This is a genomic window from Ruegeria meonggei, from assembly GCF_042768335.1.
GTDB lineage: Bacteria > Pseudomonadota > Alphaproteobacteria > Rhodobacterales > Rhodobacteraceae > Ruegeria > Ruegeria meonggei.
Map to the genome: position 1 here is coordinate 1268737 of NZ_JAXHBT010000001.1, position 16686 is coordinate 1285422.

A 16686-nucleotide genomic window follows, 5' to 3' on the forward strand; every position below is an offset into this window, starting at 1 on the left:
ATGGCTGTCGCTGCCAAATCCACGGCAGACCTGCCACGGCTGGGCATCTTATTGATGCTGCTGGCCTGGCTGGCGTTTTCCGTTGTGGACTTGGGTGCTAAGTGGCTGGCTGTGGCCGGCCTGCCAGCGGCACAGCTGGCGTTCATGCGATACGCTGGCCACTTCGTGATCTCGGTTGGTGTGATCGCAAAAGGTGGCCTGGAGGCGGACCGATTCAAGACAGATCACCCCTGGCAATTGATCAGCCGGGCGATGCTGCTGATCTCGGCCACTGTTCTGAATTTTTACGCCTTACGGTTCCTACCGCTGACTGTGGTGTCGGCCATCATGTTTTCCAGCCCGGTGATCGTCTGCTTTCTGTCCTTTTTTGTGTTGAATGAAAGGGTTGGACCTTGGCGTTGGGCCGCAATTATACTGGGTTTTGTCGGCGTTCTGGTGGTGGTGCGTCCCTTTGGAACTGCTTTCCACCCAACCATGTTGCTGATCATCTACAACGCAACCGCGTTGGCTTTGTATTCGATCATGACGCGAAAGCTGTCCGGTATAGTTGCGGTTGATACCATGCAGTTCTACTTGGGCCTGACGGGCACATTTATTCTGCTGCCCTTTGCGGTGTGGTCGTGGATTCAGCCTGCCACAAACTGGGGCATGGTCGTGCTGATCGGGCTGGGCGTTCTGGGCTGGGGCGGGCACCAATTGCTGACAAATGCGCACAGGTTCGGTACGGCAAATCAGTTGATGCCGTTCACCTACTCTTTCCTGATCTATGTCGCCCTCTGGGGTTACCTGTTCTTTGGCACGGTGCCCGACGGTGGTACCATTTCAGGAGCTTTGCTGATTATGTGCGCCGGGCTGATCATTTGGAAACGAGAACAGAGATGACGCGTATTGCCTGCATCGGCGAGGCCATGATCGAATTGTCGATCACGCAGGCTGACGCGCAAGTTGGCGTCGCGGGCGACACGCTGAACACCGCCATTTATGCCAAACGTCTGGCTCCGGATCTGGAGGTTGACTACATCACGTGCCTCGGGGACGATCCGATGTCCCAGCGGATATTCGACTTTATTTCTGATCACGGCATCGGCACCTCGGCCATTGGCACGATCCCCGCCGCCTCGCCTGGCCTTTATGCCATCACAACGTCAGAGGCTGGTGAGCGCAGTTTCACCTATTGGCGCAGTGAATCCGCAGCCCGGAAACTGTTCGCGGATTGCGATTTTCGCGTTCTGACCAAATATGACGCGCTGTACTTGTCGGGGATATCGGTGGCGATCCTGCCGCATCCGGTCAGGCTGGCACTTCTGGATTGGTTGGCGGCAAACCCTGTCAAACTGATCTATGACAGCAACTACAGACCCAAACTTTGGGACAGCGTTGAACACGCCCGGCTGGTCACCTCACTTTTGTGGCAAAGGGCAGATATCGCTTTGCCCTCAATCGATGACGAGATGACCTTGTTCGGTGAGACCGCTGATCAGGTGATCGACCGCTTTGCCAATCCTACTGTTGTCGGCGCTTTAAAACGCGGCGAAAAAGGGCCCCTTTCGATCGGCCAGACTGTCCGGCAATCCTATGCCCCTGTCGCCAATGTCGTCGATACAACCGCCGCCGGAGACAGCTTCAACGGTGGGTACTTGGCCGCTCTGCTGTCAGGGCGATCCCAGGAACGGGCGCTTGTGGCGGGGCACCAGATGGCCTCGGTCGTGGTGCAATACCGGGGCGCAATTATTCCCGAATAAGCGGTGCCAGGTCCTCGGCCCCAACAAGGGCCAAAAGCCCGGATGTTGGATCTGCGCACTGCGCGGCTTGGGCGATCTGGGTTGATTTGGGATCGTTCAAAGACCGTCCCTGCGCCGTTTCCGAAACGCAATAGTCGATCCAGGTCCGCACGCCCTGAATGACGGGTTCTGATCCGGTTTCCCGCAGTGTTTCGATGAACCGGTATGGCACTTTTTGGCTGCCATCCATGGCTATCTGGTCCAGTCGATGCTGCAAATCCGGGTTCTCGAACCGCGCCATCAGAGCTGAGGCATAGCCCGGCACCTGGTCCTGAACCTGCTTTGGCAGCGTTGAACCCGCGTCGGCCATCAGCTGCCCTACAAGATTGCGCAGAGCCTGATCCCGGATGGCCTCGTGGACAAAGGTATGGCCGCGGGCCAATCCTGCATAGGCCAGCAAAGAATGTGCACCGTTCAGCATGCGCAGTTTGCGCAGCTCGTGCGGGGCGACATCGTGAACAATCTGGACCCCAGGCCAATCCGGCCGGGGCCCGGCGAAACTATCCTCGATCACCCATTCTGAAAACGCCTCGGTCGGCACAGCCATAGGATCACCACTGATTGCCCGCACGGCGTCCGTGGTCGCAGGGGTAATCCGGTCGACCATCGCGTTCGGGACCCGCACGATGTCCCATTCGATGCTCAGCCCGGCGATCTGGGCAAAACGAAACACGGCCGCTTGCAGCGCCCTGCCATTTTCAACCCGATTATCGCAGCTCAGCACCGTTACAGGCCGCGTGCGTTCCGCAAGCCCATGCGCCAAAAAGCCGATCAAGGTCGAAGGCTTCCGCCCGTTCAGATCCGCGATGATCGCGGGATCGTGTTCATCAAGTTGCCCCGACGGCTTCAGGTGGTAACCTTTCTCGGTGACAGTGGCCGAGATTACATCGGCGTCCTTTATAGCCCGAAGAACCGCCATCGGGTTTTCCGGCGCAACCAGCACGTCCTGCAAAACAGTGACTCGACGCACGCCTTCACCGTGCACGCACAGGTCATAATCAAATCCCTGTTTCGCCAAACCGTCCCGGACTGCGGGTGAACGCAAGCTGACACCCACCACATCCCAACCGTCTGCCTGATCGGTGTAATCCAGCAAATGAGCACGCGCGAAATTACCCAAGCCAAAGTGGAGGATACGGCCCATCTATGCCTCCAACCCGTAAACCTGACGCGCCAGATCGGTTGTCAGCAACTGTGACAGATGTTCCGCGCTGTCACGCCCGAAATAGCCTTTTTCAACTTGTCGCGCCAAATGGAGCGCAACCCCGCGGCGCCACATATCGTGACGCGCCGGGATCGACAAAAAGGCCCGTGTGTCATCATTAAATCCCGCTAGGTTAAAATACCCTGCTGTTTCAACCACCTGATCAAAGTAACGCGCTATCCCCGCGGGGCTGTCGTGGAACCACCAGGGTGGACCAATCCTGAGGCACGGCCAGTGCCCCGCCATCGGGGCCAGTTCGCGCGCATATGTTCCTTCGTCCAGCGTGAACAGAATGATGCGCAAGTCTGGTTCGTTACCAACCCGGTTCAGCAGAGCCTCAAGGCCCCGTACCCAATCCATCGCGATGGGGATATCCGCGCCTTTGTCGCGCCCGAAATCCTGCATCACCGCTGTATTTGTATTGCGCTTGCTACCAGCGTGGATTTGCATGGTCAGGCCGTCCTCGACCGACATCTGCGCCATCTCGATCAGCATATGACCATAGAATTGCTGTGCGTCTTCAGGCGTTCCTTGCTGTTGCCGCAGACGTTGAAACAGTTTGTCTGGGTCGTCCAACCACTCTGTATGGACCAGTTCGATGCCGTGATCCGTCGCAGTTGCCCCCATCTGAATGAAAAACTGGCGGCGCAGGCGTAAAGCCTCAAGATATCCTTGGTAGTTGCCCGTATCGCACCCGGTCAGAGCCCCAAGCTGTTTGAGGTTCGCTGCAAAACTCGGATCGGCCCCGTCCAACACACCATCGGGGCGAAAGGTCGGAACAACGCGCCCGTTCCAGCCGCTTTCCCTGATCTCAGCGTGATGCGACAGCGTATCCAGCGCGGAATCCGTTGTGGCCAGTACCTCGATGTTGAACTGGTCGAACAAAGCCCGTGGACGGAACGCGTCCTGTGTCAGGCAATCGGCGATCTGGTCATAGATAGCATTCGCAGTTTCAGGCGATAAATCCTGTGTTATCCTCAGCGTTTCTCGCAACACGTAGCTGATCCAGATACGCGAGGGCGTTCCCAGAAACAGGTCCCAATGCTGGGCGAATAACCTGAAAACCTGGCGCGGATCAGCAGTGTGCCCCTTAGGTCCGACGCCAAGCTCGTGCAGGGGAACACCCTGCGAATAAAGCATCCGAAACACGTAGTGATCCGGCACCACCAACAGCTCGGCCGGGTTTGAAAAGGGCACGTCTCTGGCAAACCATTCGGGGTCGCAATGCCCATGCGGAGAAACAATCGGCAGTTCCTTGATGCCCTGGTAAAGCCCGTCAGCCAAATCCGATAATTGTCCCGCCATTGACCCTCTTTCATATGTCTCTGCACATGTTAACATTCTTTTTGCCGCCCGCATCTTTTCGATGCAAAATCAGGCGATAAAATGCGTGACCGGGGGGAACGATGAATATTGCTTTGATTGGCCTGGGTATGGTGGCAAGCACGCATGTCGCGGCCATTCAATCCTCGGGGCACGGTCTGAACCTGGCCGGCGTGTTGGGCCGTGACCCGGACCGGACGGTCGCTTTCGCGACCCAGCATAAAACGCGCGCTTACAACAGTGTAGAAGAGATCGCGCAGGATCCTGCCATCGACTTCGCCATTGTGGCAACGCCACCGGATCAACGCTTGCCACTGGTCCGCGCGCTTGCCGCCGCGGGCAAACCCATCCTGATGGAAAAACCGATTGAACGGACGCTATCCACCGCAAGGGAAATCGTCACCTTGTGCGAGGACGCATCGGTTCCTTTGGCCATCGTTTTTCAGCACCGGGCCCGCGCCGCCTCTGCCGCGTTGAGAACCGCGCTGATGGCGGGCGAACTTGGTGACATTGCCACGGTGGATATCCGTGTCCCCTGGTGGCGGGACCAAAGTTATTATGATGCACCAGGGCGCGGAACATATGGGCGTGACGGTGGCGGAGTAATGATCTCGCAGGCGATCCATACGCTGGATCTTGCAATATGGTTGCTTGGCCCGATCTCGTCGGTGCAGGCCTTGATGGCCCAAACGCCGCTGCATCAGCTAGAGGCCGAGGATTGGGCCGGAGCCCTGTTCGAAATGGAATGCGGAGCCGTCGGTACGATGATGGCCACAACAGCTGATTTTCCGGGCAGTGCTGAAACCATCACCATTCAGGGCGCCAAGGCAACGGCCCAGCTGGGATCCGGGGTTTTGTTGATCACCTATCTGGACGGGAAAACCACCAGCTTTGGCGAAACGGCATCCACGGGCGGCGGCGCTGATCCGATGGCATTTACACATGAATGGCACCAATCGGTGATCGAAGATTTTGCCCGCGCGATCACCTCGGGCACCACACCTTTGGCCCCTGCCCGCAGTGCGCTGTTGTCTCATGCCGTGATCGACGCCATGCAAACCGCCAGCCGGACTGGCCAGAGAACGAAAGTTGCCTCATGAGCCTGACCTGCGTCGCCCTTGGGCTGGACCACCGCCATATCTACGGCATGACGGAGAACATGGCGAAAGCTGGTGTCAGGTGCGTTGGCTATTGGACCCTAGGCGAGCCCGCCACCCTGCCCGGCTTTGTCAAACGGTTTCCTGAGATACCGCGCCTGAACCAGCTTGAAGACGCGTTGAATTGCGGGGCCGACCTTGCTCTGATTTCGGCCATTCCTGCTGACCGCGCTGATCTGACCGTTCAGGCGATGCAGCACGGTATGGATGTCATGAGCGACAAGCCCGGTTGCACCAGCTTTGAGCAATTGGACCACATCCGTCAGGCAGTGTCCGACACGGGCCGAATATGGTCGGTCAATTTCTCGGAACGGTTCGAAACGCCGGTCAGCACATTAGCGTCCGAGTTGGTCGAACTCTGGGGCGATCGGCAAGGTTGTCCAAACCATCGGCCTTGGCCCGCACAGGCTGAACCGGCTGACCCGGCCCGAATGGTTCTTTCAACGGGATCTCTATGGCGGCATTCTGACTGATATCGCCTCACACCAGATCGATCAGTTCTTGCACTACACTGGGTCAACCTCGGCTGAAATCACCAACGCCTTCGTCGCGAATTATGCCAACCCGGCAGATCCGGGCCTGCAGGATTTCGGCGAGTTGAACCTGCGCAGCGCGCTGGGCACCGGGTACATCCGGGTCGACTGGTTCACCCCGGACGCTTTGCCAAACTGGGGTGACGGACGGCTGACCCTGCTTGGGACCGAAGGGTATATCGAGCTGCGCAAAAACGTTGATGTTGGGGGTGCTGCAGGAACGGATCATCTGATCCTGGTCAACGGTGAGACCTGCAAGAAACAGGACGCGTCAGATGCAGGGCTGCCATACTTTTCGCGCCTCGCGCATGACATCAAGCACCGGTCTGAAACCGCGATGACGCAGGCGCATTGCTTTACTGTCATGGATTTGGCGTTGCGCGCGCAGGAAATGGCTGAGTCCCCATGATAAATATTGCAATCCTCGGGGCTGGTATCGGCAGCCAGCATCTGGGCGCTCTGCGGCAGCTTGGTGGCGATTTTAGGGTTGCCGCCATTGTCGACAAGGACGTGGACCGGATCGAAAAGATCCGGGCGTCAAGCGACTTTGCGGCGATGACCGATATTGCCGACGCCCTTGCCGATCCGCAAATCGACGTGATCGACATCTGCCTGCCGCCGCACCTGCATGTTCCGGTCACGCTGGATGCGCTGGCCGCTGGAAAGCATGTGGTATGCGAGAAACCACTGGCGACGTCGATGGCGGATGCAGACCGGATGAAGGCCGCAGCGAAACACGCCGGCAGGCAAATCTTTCCGGTGTTTCAGTACCGCTGGGGTCCCGCCTTTGCCCAATTGCGCCATCTGCAGACCACCGGTCTGACCGGGCAGATTCACACCGCTGCGCTGGAAACGCATTGGTCGCGGGGGGCGGATTATTACGCCATCCCTTGGCGTGGCACATGGGAGGGGGAACGCGGCGGTGCCGTGTTGGGCCATGCCATCCACAACCACGACCTTCTGACCCACCTCGCGGGACCAGTCGCTTCGGTCTCGGCCATGGCCACGACGCGCGTTAACCCAATTGAAACCGAAGACTGCGCCGCCATCGCATTTAGCCTGACGTCTGGTGCATTATGCACCAGCAATATCACTCTGGGTGCTACGACGGATGAAACACGCCTGCGCATTGTGTTCGAACACCTGACCGCCACGTCCGGTGTTGAACCCTATGCCCCCGGTTCCGCACTGTGGACATTTACCGCCCGCGATCCGTCCGATCAGGCAGTGATTGATGCGGCGCTGAACGCAGCACCCTGTGAACCTGCCGCGTTCCAAGGTTTTTTCACTGAAATTGCCAAGGCGCTGAACGGCGTCCCAAACGCGGCCGTCACGTTAGAGGATGGCATCGCGTCGGTTGCCCTTGTAACCGCGATCTATCACGCTGCGCGAACAGGTGATCGGGTGACCCTGCCAATCCCCCCTGACCACCCGCTATATCAAGGATGGTTGCCATGAAACAATGCTGGCGCTGGTTTGGACCGGATGATCCGATTGCCTTGCACGACCTTCATCAAGTCGGGGTCCAGGGGATCGTCACCGCCCTGCACCACATTCCACCTGGAACGGCCTGGGACAAGCAAAGCATCGCAGATCGGCAGAACCTTCTGGCCACCGCCGGATATCAATGGGACGTGGTCGAAAGCCTGCCTGTGTCCGAGGCCATCAAGACACAATCGGCTGACATGTCCGCCCATCTCGCCGCATACAAATCCAGCTTGCAAGCCCTTGCCGATCGCGACATTCAGGTTGTCTGCTATAACTTCATGCCGATCCTCGACTGGACGCGAACCTCACTACGCGCACCGCAATCCCATGGCGGGACAGCTATGTTATTCGATCTCACCGATTTCGCGGTGTTCGACCTGCATATCCTGAACCGGGACAATGCGGCGCAAGACTATTCCGAACATACGCGAGACGCAGCCTTATCCCGTTTTCAGGACATGACCGATCAAGCCAAGATCACGTTGCAACACAACGTCACTGCCGGGCTGCCCGGATCAAACGATCAGTGGAGCGTTGAAGATGTCCGGGCGCTGCTTGGAACCTATAAGGATATCACCCCAGACCATTTGCGCGCCAACCTGATCGATTTTCTGGCCGAAGTCGCCCCGTTCGCGCAGGATCTGGGCCTGCGATTATGTTGCCATCCCGACGACCCGCCCTTTTCCCTGCTGGGACTGCCGCGTGTGATGTCCAGCACGGATGATTACGGAAAGGTCCTGAAGGCCGTCGATCTGCCGTCCAACGGGGCGACACTGTGCACCGGATCGCTGGGCGTGGCCGCTGATTTCGACGGCGCCGGATTTGTCCAGCGGCATGGTGCGCGCATTCACTTTGTTCATCTGCGCAACACCAAGCGGATTGCGGGATCAGACCTGGAAAAGCCCGATTTTTACGAGGCTGCACATCTTGAGGGTGATACCGATATGGTTGGTACTATCCGCGCGCTGGTGCAAGAACAGAGGCGGCGAATATCCGAAGGGCGCGTGGATTGGCAAATCCCGATGCGCCCGGATCACGGTCAGGAATTGCTAAGCGATCTGGGAGGACACAGCACGCCTGGCTACCCTTTGATCGGGCGTTTACGCGGCCTGGCTGAATTGCGTGGGATCCTGGCCGCCTGTGCCTGAAATCTATTTTCTTGCGTCACAGCGGCGTTCACCGTTTAGTAGAGGCACCTAAACGGGCAGCGGGGTGTCTTCCGGACCCGCCCGACGTCTTAACCGGCGTGTGAAATCCCCGTGAAATCCGATGCGTGCAGGCATCATTTTTCGAAACGTCGGCCTGCGCCGTTCGCAGCCGCAAAAAACGGGAGGTTTCCATGAAAACCGCAGGTGTAATTGGTCTTGGCGATATGGGCAGCGGCCTTGCCAAGAACCTTATCAAGAATGGCTTTGAAACATCCGGGTTTGATCTGAGCGATACCCGAATATCCGCCTTTACAGAGATGGGCGGTATGGCCAAACCGTCCGTTGCTGAGGTCGGGACCCACGCCGCCTGTGTGTTCGTAATGGTCATGAACGGCGATCAGGCACGTGAGGTTATTCTGGGCGACAACGGGCTGGTTGCCAATATGGCCCCCGGCGGCACGGTTATCCTGTCTGCCACGATCAAACCACACGAAGTTGTGGCCATTGGCAGCGAGATGGCTGGCTCGGGCATCAATCTGATCGACACGCCTGTTTCGGGCGGGTTTCCCGGCGCGCAGGGCGGCACGTTGACGATGATGGCGGCTGGGCAGCCGGACGTGCTGGACCAGAACGCCGATGCGATGCAGGCCGTCTCGGCCACAATCCACCGGGTTGGAACAAATCCCGGTGACGGTCAGACTGTGAAAGCCTGCCTGCAATCGCTGATTGGCTCGATTTTTTCAGCCACCTTCGAGGCTGCCGCGCTGGCCGCCAAAGCCGGCGTCAGCGGTGAGGTTCTGCTGAACGTGTTCGCCTCGTCCAGTGCGGGTTGCGGAGTGGTTAACAACGCACTTGAAAACATCATCGACCGGCAGTTTGTCGGCACCGGCAGTCATATCGCAACTATGCACAAAGACCTGACCATCTCACTTGAGCTGGCCACCCAGCTTGGGGTCCCGATGCAAACCGCTTCTTCTGCGATGCAGGTATTTCATGCGGGCAAGACCAAATACCCCGAAGGTGACAACTGGATCTGCACCCGAGTCATCGAAGAGATCATTGGCGCAGAGCTGCATCGCTGAACCGAAGCCCACGCAGGTATTGTCGGACGAACTCGGATAGCTCAAACCTAAGAGCTTCCGGGTCCAGAGCGACAAACCGGCCTTCAAGCGACAGTTTGACGATCCCATGAACGGCGGAAAATACAGTCCGTGCGCGCAAGGCCAACGCCTGATCGTCCATTTCCGGAGTGATCCGGGACAGCGGCTTGACAACATCAGCGATCAGCAGCGCGTGTTCGTCCAGGTGCCAATCTGGAACAGACACATCGGGCGGCATGTGATGATCGAACAAAGCCGCCCACAGGTTTGGGTTCGCGGTGCCAAACTCAAGGTAAGCCAGCGCCAGAGCCAGCACCCTTTCTTCCGGCACTTCGGTTGAGGCTGACGCCTGCTGCAAAGACGTATGCAACCGCGCAAGTGTTCGGGAATTCACCGCCAGAACCAAAAGGTCCAGATCCTCGTAGGCATTATACAAGCTACCCAAAGCACATCCCGCGTCTTTGGTAACGTCACGGGCGCGCAAGGCGGCCAATCCTTGGGTTTTGATCCTCTCTTCGGCCGCATTCAGAAGATTTTCCTTCAGAATTTCTCTTTTTGTTTTAGCCACTTACACCTCCGGTTTCGATTTTTTTGAACGGCGTTCAATTTTATTCTTGAACAACGTTCAGGAATATTGCACATTCACCTCATGAACAATGTTCATAAACGAGGAGCCAAAGATGTTCAAACAATTTGCCACATTGTTAAGAGGCCGGGCTTTTGAGGCAGCGACCGTGGTAACAGATCGCCACGCCTTGCCCATTCTGCGCCAGCAAATCAGGGATTGCGCCCATGCGGTCCAAATGTCCCGCAAGGCCGTCGCCGTTGCGATGGCGCAGAACGAGCAAGAAAAGAAACAGCATGACCGGTTGACCCTGCAGATCGCGGACCTCGAAACACGTACGCTGGATGCATTGCAGAAAAACCGCGAAGATCTGGCGCGTGACGCGGCCGAAACCATCGCCCACCTTGAGGCTGAACGCGACGTGTCCACGCAGGCTCAGGCCCGGTTCGACACGGAAATTGCCCGGCTGCGCACTGTCCTGCGTGAAGCCGAGACCCGGTTGCGGCAGTTGCAGCGCGGCCAACGTCTGGCCGCTGCCACCGACAAAACACAGCGCCTGCAACAGGTGGCCCCTGACAGCGGTTTATCCACCCTGCGCGAGGCCGAAGACACGCTGCAACGATTGCAAGAGCGTCAAGGCGAGATGGATGCAACCGCCCGCGCCATGACCGAGTTGGAAACAACCGGTTCGGCGGAAAACGTCCAGGATCGTCTGGCCGAGGCCGGCTGTGGTCAACCCCTGCGGACTAGCACTGACGACGTGCTTGAGCGCCTGAAGAAGAAGGCGCAGAAATCCGGGAAATCCAAATCAAGCTGACGTGAAGAACCAAACGTAACATACTGAAAAAAGGAATATTAAAATGAACAGCGAAGAAAACCTGAACCTGCCCCAGTCCAACGCATGGAACATGTTCACCATCATCTCATTTGTGGTTGCCGCAGGAATGATGGCCGGTGGCATATACTTTCTCGAAGCAAGCTTTGCGGCAAAAGGCTTTTATTCAATGTCCGCGCTGATGCTGGTGCACACCACTGTATCGATCACCAAAACCCTGCGCGACCGTGAAGAATCTCAGCGTCTGCACAACAGGATCGAGGACGCAAAGACCGAGAAGCTGCTGAAAGAGGTTGGCGACAATATCGCTGCCTAAACGATGACATCGCGCAAGAACAAACGCGTGCGGCTGGGGGTGGTTCCGTTTGCGACCCCCAGCCGCAAAGTATTGAACAACACCCGGTCTTTCGGGATAGCGAACCGGTCCGACACTGCTTTGCGCGTCGCCGCATCATCTGCCAGCGCCGCAGCAGGCCACCCCACGAGGCCACGCGCGCTGGCCAGAAGCCATGATCGATAGAACGCACGCCCCGCATCAACATTCAACTCGTTGGCCGGCCAGTGAAACAACGCCATCGCCGCTGCTCCGCGGCTACGCGCGGCTTCACCGGACAAGCTTGGACCCAGGCCCAACAGGGACAGCAAATCAAAAAGGCCTGTTCCCAGGATCGCAGGTACGATTTTGGCAGTCGTGCCACCCATGGCCAAAACCTCTCGGTTCAACCCGTCCCTGTCATACCCCACAGAATCTTTGCGCAACCGCATCCAGCTCAGCAACTCTGTCCGGAATGGTTTTGACTGCATCACCCGGGCCGAGGCGATGTCGATTTGTGCCGCAAGCCAGTCGATTTGCTCCTGTGCCGTCACCAATGTCATGTGATCAGCCTGCCAGTTCTGAAAGGCTGTCGAGCCCGTCGGCGCAAACCCCGCCCGATGCGTCAGACGCTGTCCCATCTGCGCGGCCAGTGCGGCATCTTCAGGATTGACCTCTCCGCCTGGCATAACCCGAGCAATCGGGTGCAGGCCGTTTTCATCGGGTGCGGTCAAGAGGGTGACGTTTCCCCCAACGCCATGCGCCGCCAACGCCAAAACCGTGGCTTCGACCGCAGCCCCACAGGAGACCTCAAGATCACGATCGGTTGGATCACCGATGGGCAAACGTCGAGAGAGATCGGCCAGGATCTCGATCCCTCCGTCGCGCAGCGACCACCGCGCCGGTTGCGTGTTATGGGCTGAAGGCGCAAGCATTGCGTTGGCCACGACCGAATGGAACTCTGTCTGATCCATCACGACAGCTCCTTGGAAAACAGATGCAGGCGATGCAAAGGCTTGGCACCGGCTTTTTCGGATTGCCGCAGGCTGGCGTGGTTTTCATCAGCGATCCAGGTGCCACCAACAGTTTTATACCCCGCAGCGATCATATCGCGCGCCATCTCACCCAGCATCAAAGGGTTGACGGACTGACCCTGAAACTCGGGCATGACACCCTGAAAGATCACCACGGCACGATCCCGGTGCGCCTTGTAGTGCAGATAGTGCCAGGGCAAAGACAGACGCAATCGGGATCCCAACCGCCGCAGCAGCGGATTTAGATCGGGGATAGCAATCACAGCGCCCGCAGGCTTGCCCTGGTAATGCACGACTTTAGATATCCGCGGGTCCATGATCCACTTCAGGTCTTTCGCCTGAAAGCTGAACTCTTCCGCCGAGACAGGCACGAACATCGGGTTGTCCCTGAAACTTCGATTCAGAATGGTGCGGGCGTCCTCTAGCCGCTCAGCAATGGTGGAACGATTGACTGGCGCGAAGGCAAACCCCTGCCCTAACAATGCGCACGTTGCGAATCTGACAACACCTTCGGGGCCGGGTGACTGTCGAGCCGCAATTCGAACGTGGTCATCGGAAAATGGCGGATGTACCCATTTGCCTCAAGCAATTTGGGCAGGTGCCGCGGGCCCCATATCTGGTCGGTATAAGGCGCATGGTTGAAACCGTCTGTCATCACCCCGGCCTGCTGCATCGCGGTCAGGTTAAAGTTTCCGGTCAGCCGCGTCATGCCCATGTTGCGGGCCCAGTTCTCGGCCGCCACAAGCAGGGCTTCCGCCGTCTCACCATCATCCACGCAATCGAAAAAGCCAAAACATCCACGCGCTTCATGATGCAGGTCGTTTGAGGCCTGATGCAGATGGGCCGTGATCCGGCCAACAGGCTGCCCACCCCGCAGAGCAGTGAAATAGGTATAGCGTGTGGCGTCCGGGAACATAGGGTTCTTAGTTGACAGAAACCGCTGCAAATCGGCCTTCATGGGCGAGACGTAAGGCGTATCTGTACCATAAGCGTGGAATGGGGCCGCAAAAAAGTTGGCAAAGTCGCGTTCTTTTATCTCGATCATCTGTGCCCCGCGGTCATAAGGATGCACGCCATCCGCTGAACAGCGCGCAAACCTGCGCCCGAGCTGTCCAATACAGCGATGTCGGGACTGTTGAGCATCGCCACACGGAAAGGATCGGCGGACAGCAGAACGGCATGTGTGGCATCGAAACGGGAAAACAGCCAGTTGACCTGCTCATCACTCGTCGTCCCCAACTGTAGAACCGGTGTTTCATCAAACCGCGCGCGCAGGTCGGTCAGGTTCATATCCGACAGATCAGGCTCTTCCACCAGAACCGCATCCGGAGCGCCCGCTGCACGGCGCAGCAACGCCATGCTTGCCTCGGGCCCTTGCCCGTCGGCCTCGGCAATCTCGCGCAATGCGACAAGCTGCCGATCTTCGGTCCGTAGGGCAGTTGCTGCCTGCCAGATCGCAAGCAGAACAAGGGCTGACACTATGACCGCCATCACCTGCAGACCCGCCCGCAAATCCATCGAAACAAGCCCGGCCAGGATTAGCGTCAGCAAACTGGTCACAGCAAAAACAAACACAAAACCGCGCAGAATGTCCCGTGCGGTGACCGCAGGTCGGTTCAGACCGATCGACAACCAGCACAGGACCAGCACCGCCACACCGCCCAGCCGAACAGGGACATCCACCGTCGGAAACCGCATGTAGTCAGTGGCAAGAAAGGGCAGGATCAGCAGAAAAGACAGGCTCATCTGGTTGATGGCGCTGTTTTCGGTGGGCGACAGGCTGCCGTGATCCCTGCGTTGAACGAACAAGGCTACGCCTACCAGTCCCACCAATTGGAACAGCAGCATGCCGAACAATCGCCAGACCTCAAGACTGCTGAACTGCAACAGCCCCAACAGGGTAAAGGCAACCGCGCCCCAGGCGCAGGTCTGTTTCAGGATCGCTGAAGCATGACGACGCAGCAAACCTTCGGCCAACAACAGCGCGGCCAAAGGGACCAAAGCCGCGCAACAGTTTGCGACAACTGAAACGAGCCATCCCCAACCGCCCCAATGGCCAATCCGGGCCAGCATCAGGATGACAAGCACCCACAGGCAAAACCGGAACCGACTGGCGATCTCTGGGCGTTGCACAATATCCCCCAGGCGCAGAAGAACCACCACCGCGCCCAACGCAGCACACAAAGACACCCAGGCGTCCGCCAAAAAGCTCGCCCCGCCTGTCATGACGCCAGGAGCCTGTTCATCTGCCGTCGGACGAGTGGACGCATCACGGCGGCCACCAGGCCAGGCAGTGGTCTTTCGATTCTGCCGCTATGAGGGTTCAGAAACCAGCCGCGAAAATCTGCGCCGTGGGGGCGGCACAGAACGGCGTTCAGGGCCTCGCCGCCCATCAGGGTCCCCGCCATGATCACCATCGGCGCAAAGGACATGCGGCTGCGAGTGCCGGCAATCACCTCACCGGCCAGCGCCAGATCGACGTGATGCCGGGACGAGGAATGCGTCAGCACATACTCGGCCTCAGCCGCTGAAGCTGCCGCGTTCATGTCTTGAGTCAGCGCGTTCCAGCCCGTGCCTTGGGTTGGGTATGCCAGCCGCTCTTCCGGCATCGGATCGCCCGGCGTGGTGACATAGACGGACGGCAGCGGTGAGGCATAGGCGTCAATCACAGTGCGCGCTTTTACTCGCGCTGTGCGATACAACAGCAGACTGGCCCCAAGATCATCGGTGCCGTTGATCACCACATCCGCTTCCTCGACCAGACGATCCACATGGTCGGACCAATCGGCGCCCAGCACCTCGATCTTGGCCTCGGGGTTAATCTGCAGGCATTGATCCCGCGTGGCCATGGCCTTGTCCTGATCAACCGTTTTCAGCGTCGCGAACAGTTGGCGGTTCAGGTTAGACACCTCAAAACTGTCCAGGTCCGCAAGGATCAACCGCCCCACCCCGGCTCGGATCAGGGTCATGATGGCACTGCCGCCCATCCCCCCTGTACCACAAACGAAAACGCAGGAATTGCGCAGGGCGGCCTGCTCGACCTCAGTGACAAAGCCAAGATTGCGCGTTGTGAATTCCTGGTATGAAAAATCCGTCATTCGTTCTTTTCCCTTGGCCGCAGGATGCCGAATTCCCGCTGCGTATCCGCCCATTGCCACAGAGGCATCGCCAGTCGTTGCAGGACTGCAGCGCCCACGGCCAGCGTCAGCGCGGCAAAAGACCCGCGCGGGACCTCGCGCCCGACATAGGACAGCGCGGTTGGCGTATCCATCTGACCCAGCTGCAGAATGTCATCGCCGCGATCGTAATCCAGTTGATCGCGGCAGAAATCGTTGACCGCCTGATCCCGGTGTTTCGGGGCCTCGGCGAGGGTTTTTTTCAGGTGATCCGACCCGCCGGTATAGGCGTTGGTGATCACAAAGCGATCCTCGTCGAAACCGGCCTCATCCCCGACGCCAAACACATTGCGGTGCTGGCGCATGATGCCACGCCCCAACAGCAGATGCAGAAGGCTGCGCCGGTTTTGCACGCCACCTTCAGGTGTCGGGAACACCCGGGCAAATCCGGTTCCGACCAACCCCACAACCGCAGGCACCTGCGTCACGTTTGATATCCAAAGCGGCCGCATACCATTGCGAAACAGCATAAGAACGCAAGTCAGGCCATACAGCACCCAACTTAACCCCTGACTGCGCAGGCTCGGGTCCACCATCACCAGCCCCAGATGCAGCACCTGTTCAGAGCGATGCCCCAGATCGACATCCATCAACGCCAGTGCATTAAAAGCCACAGGCGTCTGATCGGCGCGGCGTGTGACCAGAGTAATCACCGACTGCCCAAGCCGGTCTCGATCCCCGGCAAAGACTCCATAGCTGAGCTCTCCTGCAGGGAGCGTCTTGGATGCCACCTGACGCAAGTCAGCAACCAGTTTGTCCAACTCTGACGGTTGCATCCACAGGCCTGGCCGTTCAACAATCCGAACCGCGTAGCCTCCGGAGGCCTTCAACCGGATATCCATATACCGCTGCCCAGCGGCGCTTATTATGGCGCTTAGCAATGCCTGTTCCTGCAATTGACTGCCTGCGGGCAGTTTTAGTTTTGTTTAGACAGCGCCTTTCATCAGTGCCATCCCTGCTGGCCCATGAAGGATCGTATGCCCGACCAATGCAAGTGCAGAATTCCACCGGAAACGCCTGATTTGCCGA

19 protein-coding genes are annotated in these 16686 nt (G+C 58.3%); 10 read left to right on the top strand and 9 right to left on the bottom strand.

What is annotated here, in order from left to right:
- Positions 1 to 882, top strand: coding sequence for a DMT family transporter (locus SJY13_RS06315; RefSeq protein WP_377189043.1), 882 nt, complete (start codon positions 1 to 3; stop codon positions 880 to 882).
- A complete protein-coding gene (locus SJY13_RS06320) occupies positions 879 to 1742 on the top strand; it encodes a sugar kinase (protein ID WP_377189046.1) in 864 nt (287 codons plus the stop codon). The genes SJY13_RS06315 and SJY13_RS06320 overlap by 4 nt, the downstream gene beginning before the upstream one ends.
- On the opposite strand, the gene SJY13_RS06325 is transcribed toward SJY13_RS06320, so the two are convergent.
- Complete coding sequence (locus SJY13_RS06325) at positions 1729 to 2925, bottom strand: mannitol dehydrogenase family protein (protein WP_377189049.1); 1197 nt, start codon at positions 2923 to 2925, stop codon at positions 1729 to 1731. The two genes, SJY13_RS06320 and SJY13_RS06325, sit on opposite strands and share 14 nt — an antisense overlap.
- Positions 2926 to 4290 (bottom strand): glucuronate isomerase, encoded by a 1365-nt coding sequence (gene uxaC, locus SJY13_RS06330; protein ID WP_377189052.1) that lies wholly within the window; start codon positions 4288 to 4290, stop codon positions 2926 to 2928. It lies immediately after the preceding gene.
- A gap of 101 nt (positions 4291 to 4391) precedes the next feature.
- Between uxaC and SJY13_RS06335 the strand changes: the two genes are divergently transcribed.
- The 6 genes from SJY13_RS06335 to SJY13_RS06360 all read left to right on the top strand — a co-directional run bounded on the left by SJY13_RS06335 (position 4392) and on the right by SJY13_RS06360 (position 9716).
- Positions 4392 to 5408 carry a Gfo/Idh/MocA family protein gene (locus tag SJY13_RS06335; protein ID WP_377189055.1) on the top strand — a complete coding sequence of 339 codons (1017 nt, stop codon included), beginning with the start codon at positions 4392 to 4394 and terminating at the stop codon, positions 5406 to 5408.
- Positions 5405 to 5938, top strand: coding sequence for a Gfo/Idh/MocA family oxidoreductase (locus tag SJY13_RS06340; RefSeq protein WP_377189058.1), 534 nt, complete (start codon positions 5405 to 5407; stop codon positions 5936 to 5938). The genes SJY13_RS06335 and SJY13_RS06340 overlap by 4 nt, the downstream gene beginning before the upstream one ends.
- On the top strand, positions 5874 to 6407 hold the full coding sequence (locus SJY13_RS06345) for a Gfo/Idh/MocA family protein (protein ID WP_377193583.1): 534 nt from the start codon (positions 5874 to 5876) through the stop codon (positions 6405 to 6407). Before SJY13_RS06340 ends, SJY13_RS06345 begins: the two co-directional genes overlap by 65 nt.
- A complete protein-coding gene (locus SJY13_RS06350) occupies positions 6404 to 7456 on the top strand; it encodes a Gfo/Idh/MocA family protein (RefSeq protein ID WP_377189061.1) in 1053 nt (350 codons plus the stop codon). The genes SJY13_RS06345 and SJY13_RS06350 overlap by 4 nt, the downstream gene beginning before the upstream one ends.
- The gene (gene uxuA, locus SJY13_RS06355; RefSeq protein ID WP_377189064.1) at positions 7453 to 8634 is read left to right on the top strand and encodes a mannonate dehydratase; all 1182 of its coding nucleotides are present in this window, start codon (positions 7453 to 7455) and stop codon (positions 8632 to 8634) included. The genes SJY13_RS06350 and uxuA overlap by 4 nt, the downstream gene beginning before the upstream one ends.
- Before the next feature lie 125 nt (positions 8635 to 8759).
- Complete coding sequence (locus SJY13_RS06360; RefSeq protein WP_377189067.1) at positions 8760 to 9716, top strand: NAD(P)-dependent oxidoreductase; 957 nt, start codon at positions 8760 to 8762, stop codon at positions 9714 to 9716.
- On the opposite strand, the gene SJY13_RS06365 is transcribed toward SJY13_RS06360, so the two are convergent.
- Entirely contained in the window at positions 9691 to 10302 is a 612-nt protein-coding gene (locus SJY13_RS06365; RefSeq protein WP_377189070.1) for a TetR/AcrR family transcriptional regulator, read from the bottom strand. The two genes, SJY13_RS06360 and SJY13_RS06365, sit on opposite strands and share 26 nt — an antisense overlap.
- 112 nt (positions 10303 to 10414) lie before the next feature.
- On the opposite strand from SJY13_RS06365, the gene SJY13_RS06370 reads away from it, so the two are divergent.
- Both SJY13_RS06370 and SJY13_RS06375 read left to right on the top strand, forming a co-directional pair.
- Positions 10415 to 11116 carry a PspA/IM30 family protein gene (locus tag SJY13_RS06370; protein WP_377189073.1) on the top strand — a complete coding sequence of 234 codons (702 nt, stop codon included), beginning with the start codon at positions 10415 to 10417 and terminating at the stop codon, positions 11114 to 11116.
- Between the two features lie 43 nt (positions 11117 to 11159).
- Complete coding sequence (locus SJY13_RS06375) at positions 11160 to 11450, top strand: YiaA/YiaB family inner membrane protein (protein WP_085821897.1); 291 nt, start codon at positions 11160 to 11162, stop codon at positions 11448 to 11450.
- Here the strand turns inward: SJY13_RS06375 and SJY13_RS06380 are convergent.
- The 6 genes from SJY13_RS06380 to SJY13_RS06405 all read right to left on the bottom strand — a co-directional run bounded on the left by SJY13_RS06380 (position 11447) and on the right by SJY13_RS06405 (position 16499).
- Positions 11447 to 12421: a hypothetical protein gene (locus SJY13_RS06380; protein ID WP_377189077.1), complete on the bottom strand. Its 975-nt coding sequence runs from the start codon at positions 12419 to 12421 to the stop codon at positions 11447 to 11449. The genes SJY13_RS06375 and SJY13_RS06380 overlap by 4 nt on opposite strands.
- On the bottom strand, positions 12421 to 12858 hold the full coding sequence (locus SJY13_RS06385) for a hypothetical protein (protein WP_377189080.1): 438 nt from the start codon (positions 12856 to 12858) through the stop codon (positions 12421 to 12423). The genes SJY13_RS06380 and SJY13_RS06385 overlap by 1 nt, the downstream gene beginning before the upstream one ends.
- Positions 12859 to 12956: 98 nt before the next feature.
- Complete coding sequence (locus SJY13_RS06390; protein WP_377189083.1) at positions 12957 to 13526, bottom strand: hypothetical protein; 570 nt, start codon at positions 13524 to 13526, stop codon at positions 12957 to 12959.
- Positions 13523 to 14707, bottom strand: a complete 1185-nt coding sequence (locus tag SJY13_RS06395) for a hypothetical protein (RefSeq protein WP_377189086.1) — start codon at positions 14705 to 14707, stop codon at positions 13523 to 13525. Before SJY13_RS06395 ends, SJY13_RS06390 begins: the two co-directional genes overlap by 4 nt.
- Positions 14704 to 15579 (bottom strand): HesA/MoeB/ThiF family protein, encoded by an 876-nt coding sequence (locus tag SJY13_RS06400; RefSeq protein WP_377189089.1) that lies wholly within the window; start codon positions 15577 to 15579, stop codon positions 14704 to 14706. Before SJY13_RS06400 ends, SJY13_RS06395 begins: the two co-directional genes overlap by 4 nt.
- Positions 15576 to 16499 (bottom strand): hypothetical protein, encoded by a 924-nt coding sequence (locus tag SJY13_RS06405; protein WP_377189092.1) that lies wholly within the window; start codon positions 16497 to 16499, stop codon positions 15576 to 15578. The genes SJY13_RS06400 and SJY13_RS06405 overlap by 4 nt, the downstream gene beginning before the upstream one ends.
- Positions 16500 to 16686 lie beyond the last annotated feature (187 nt).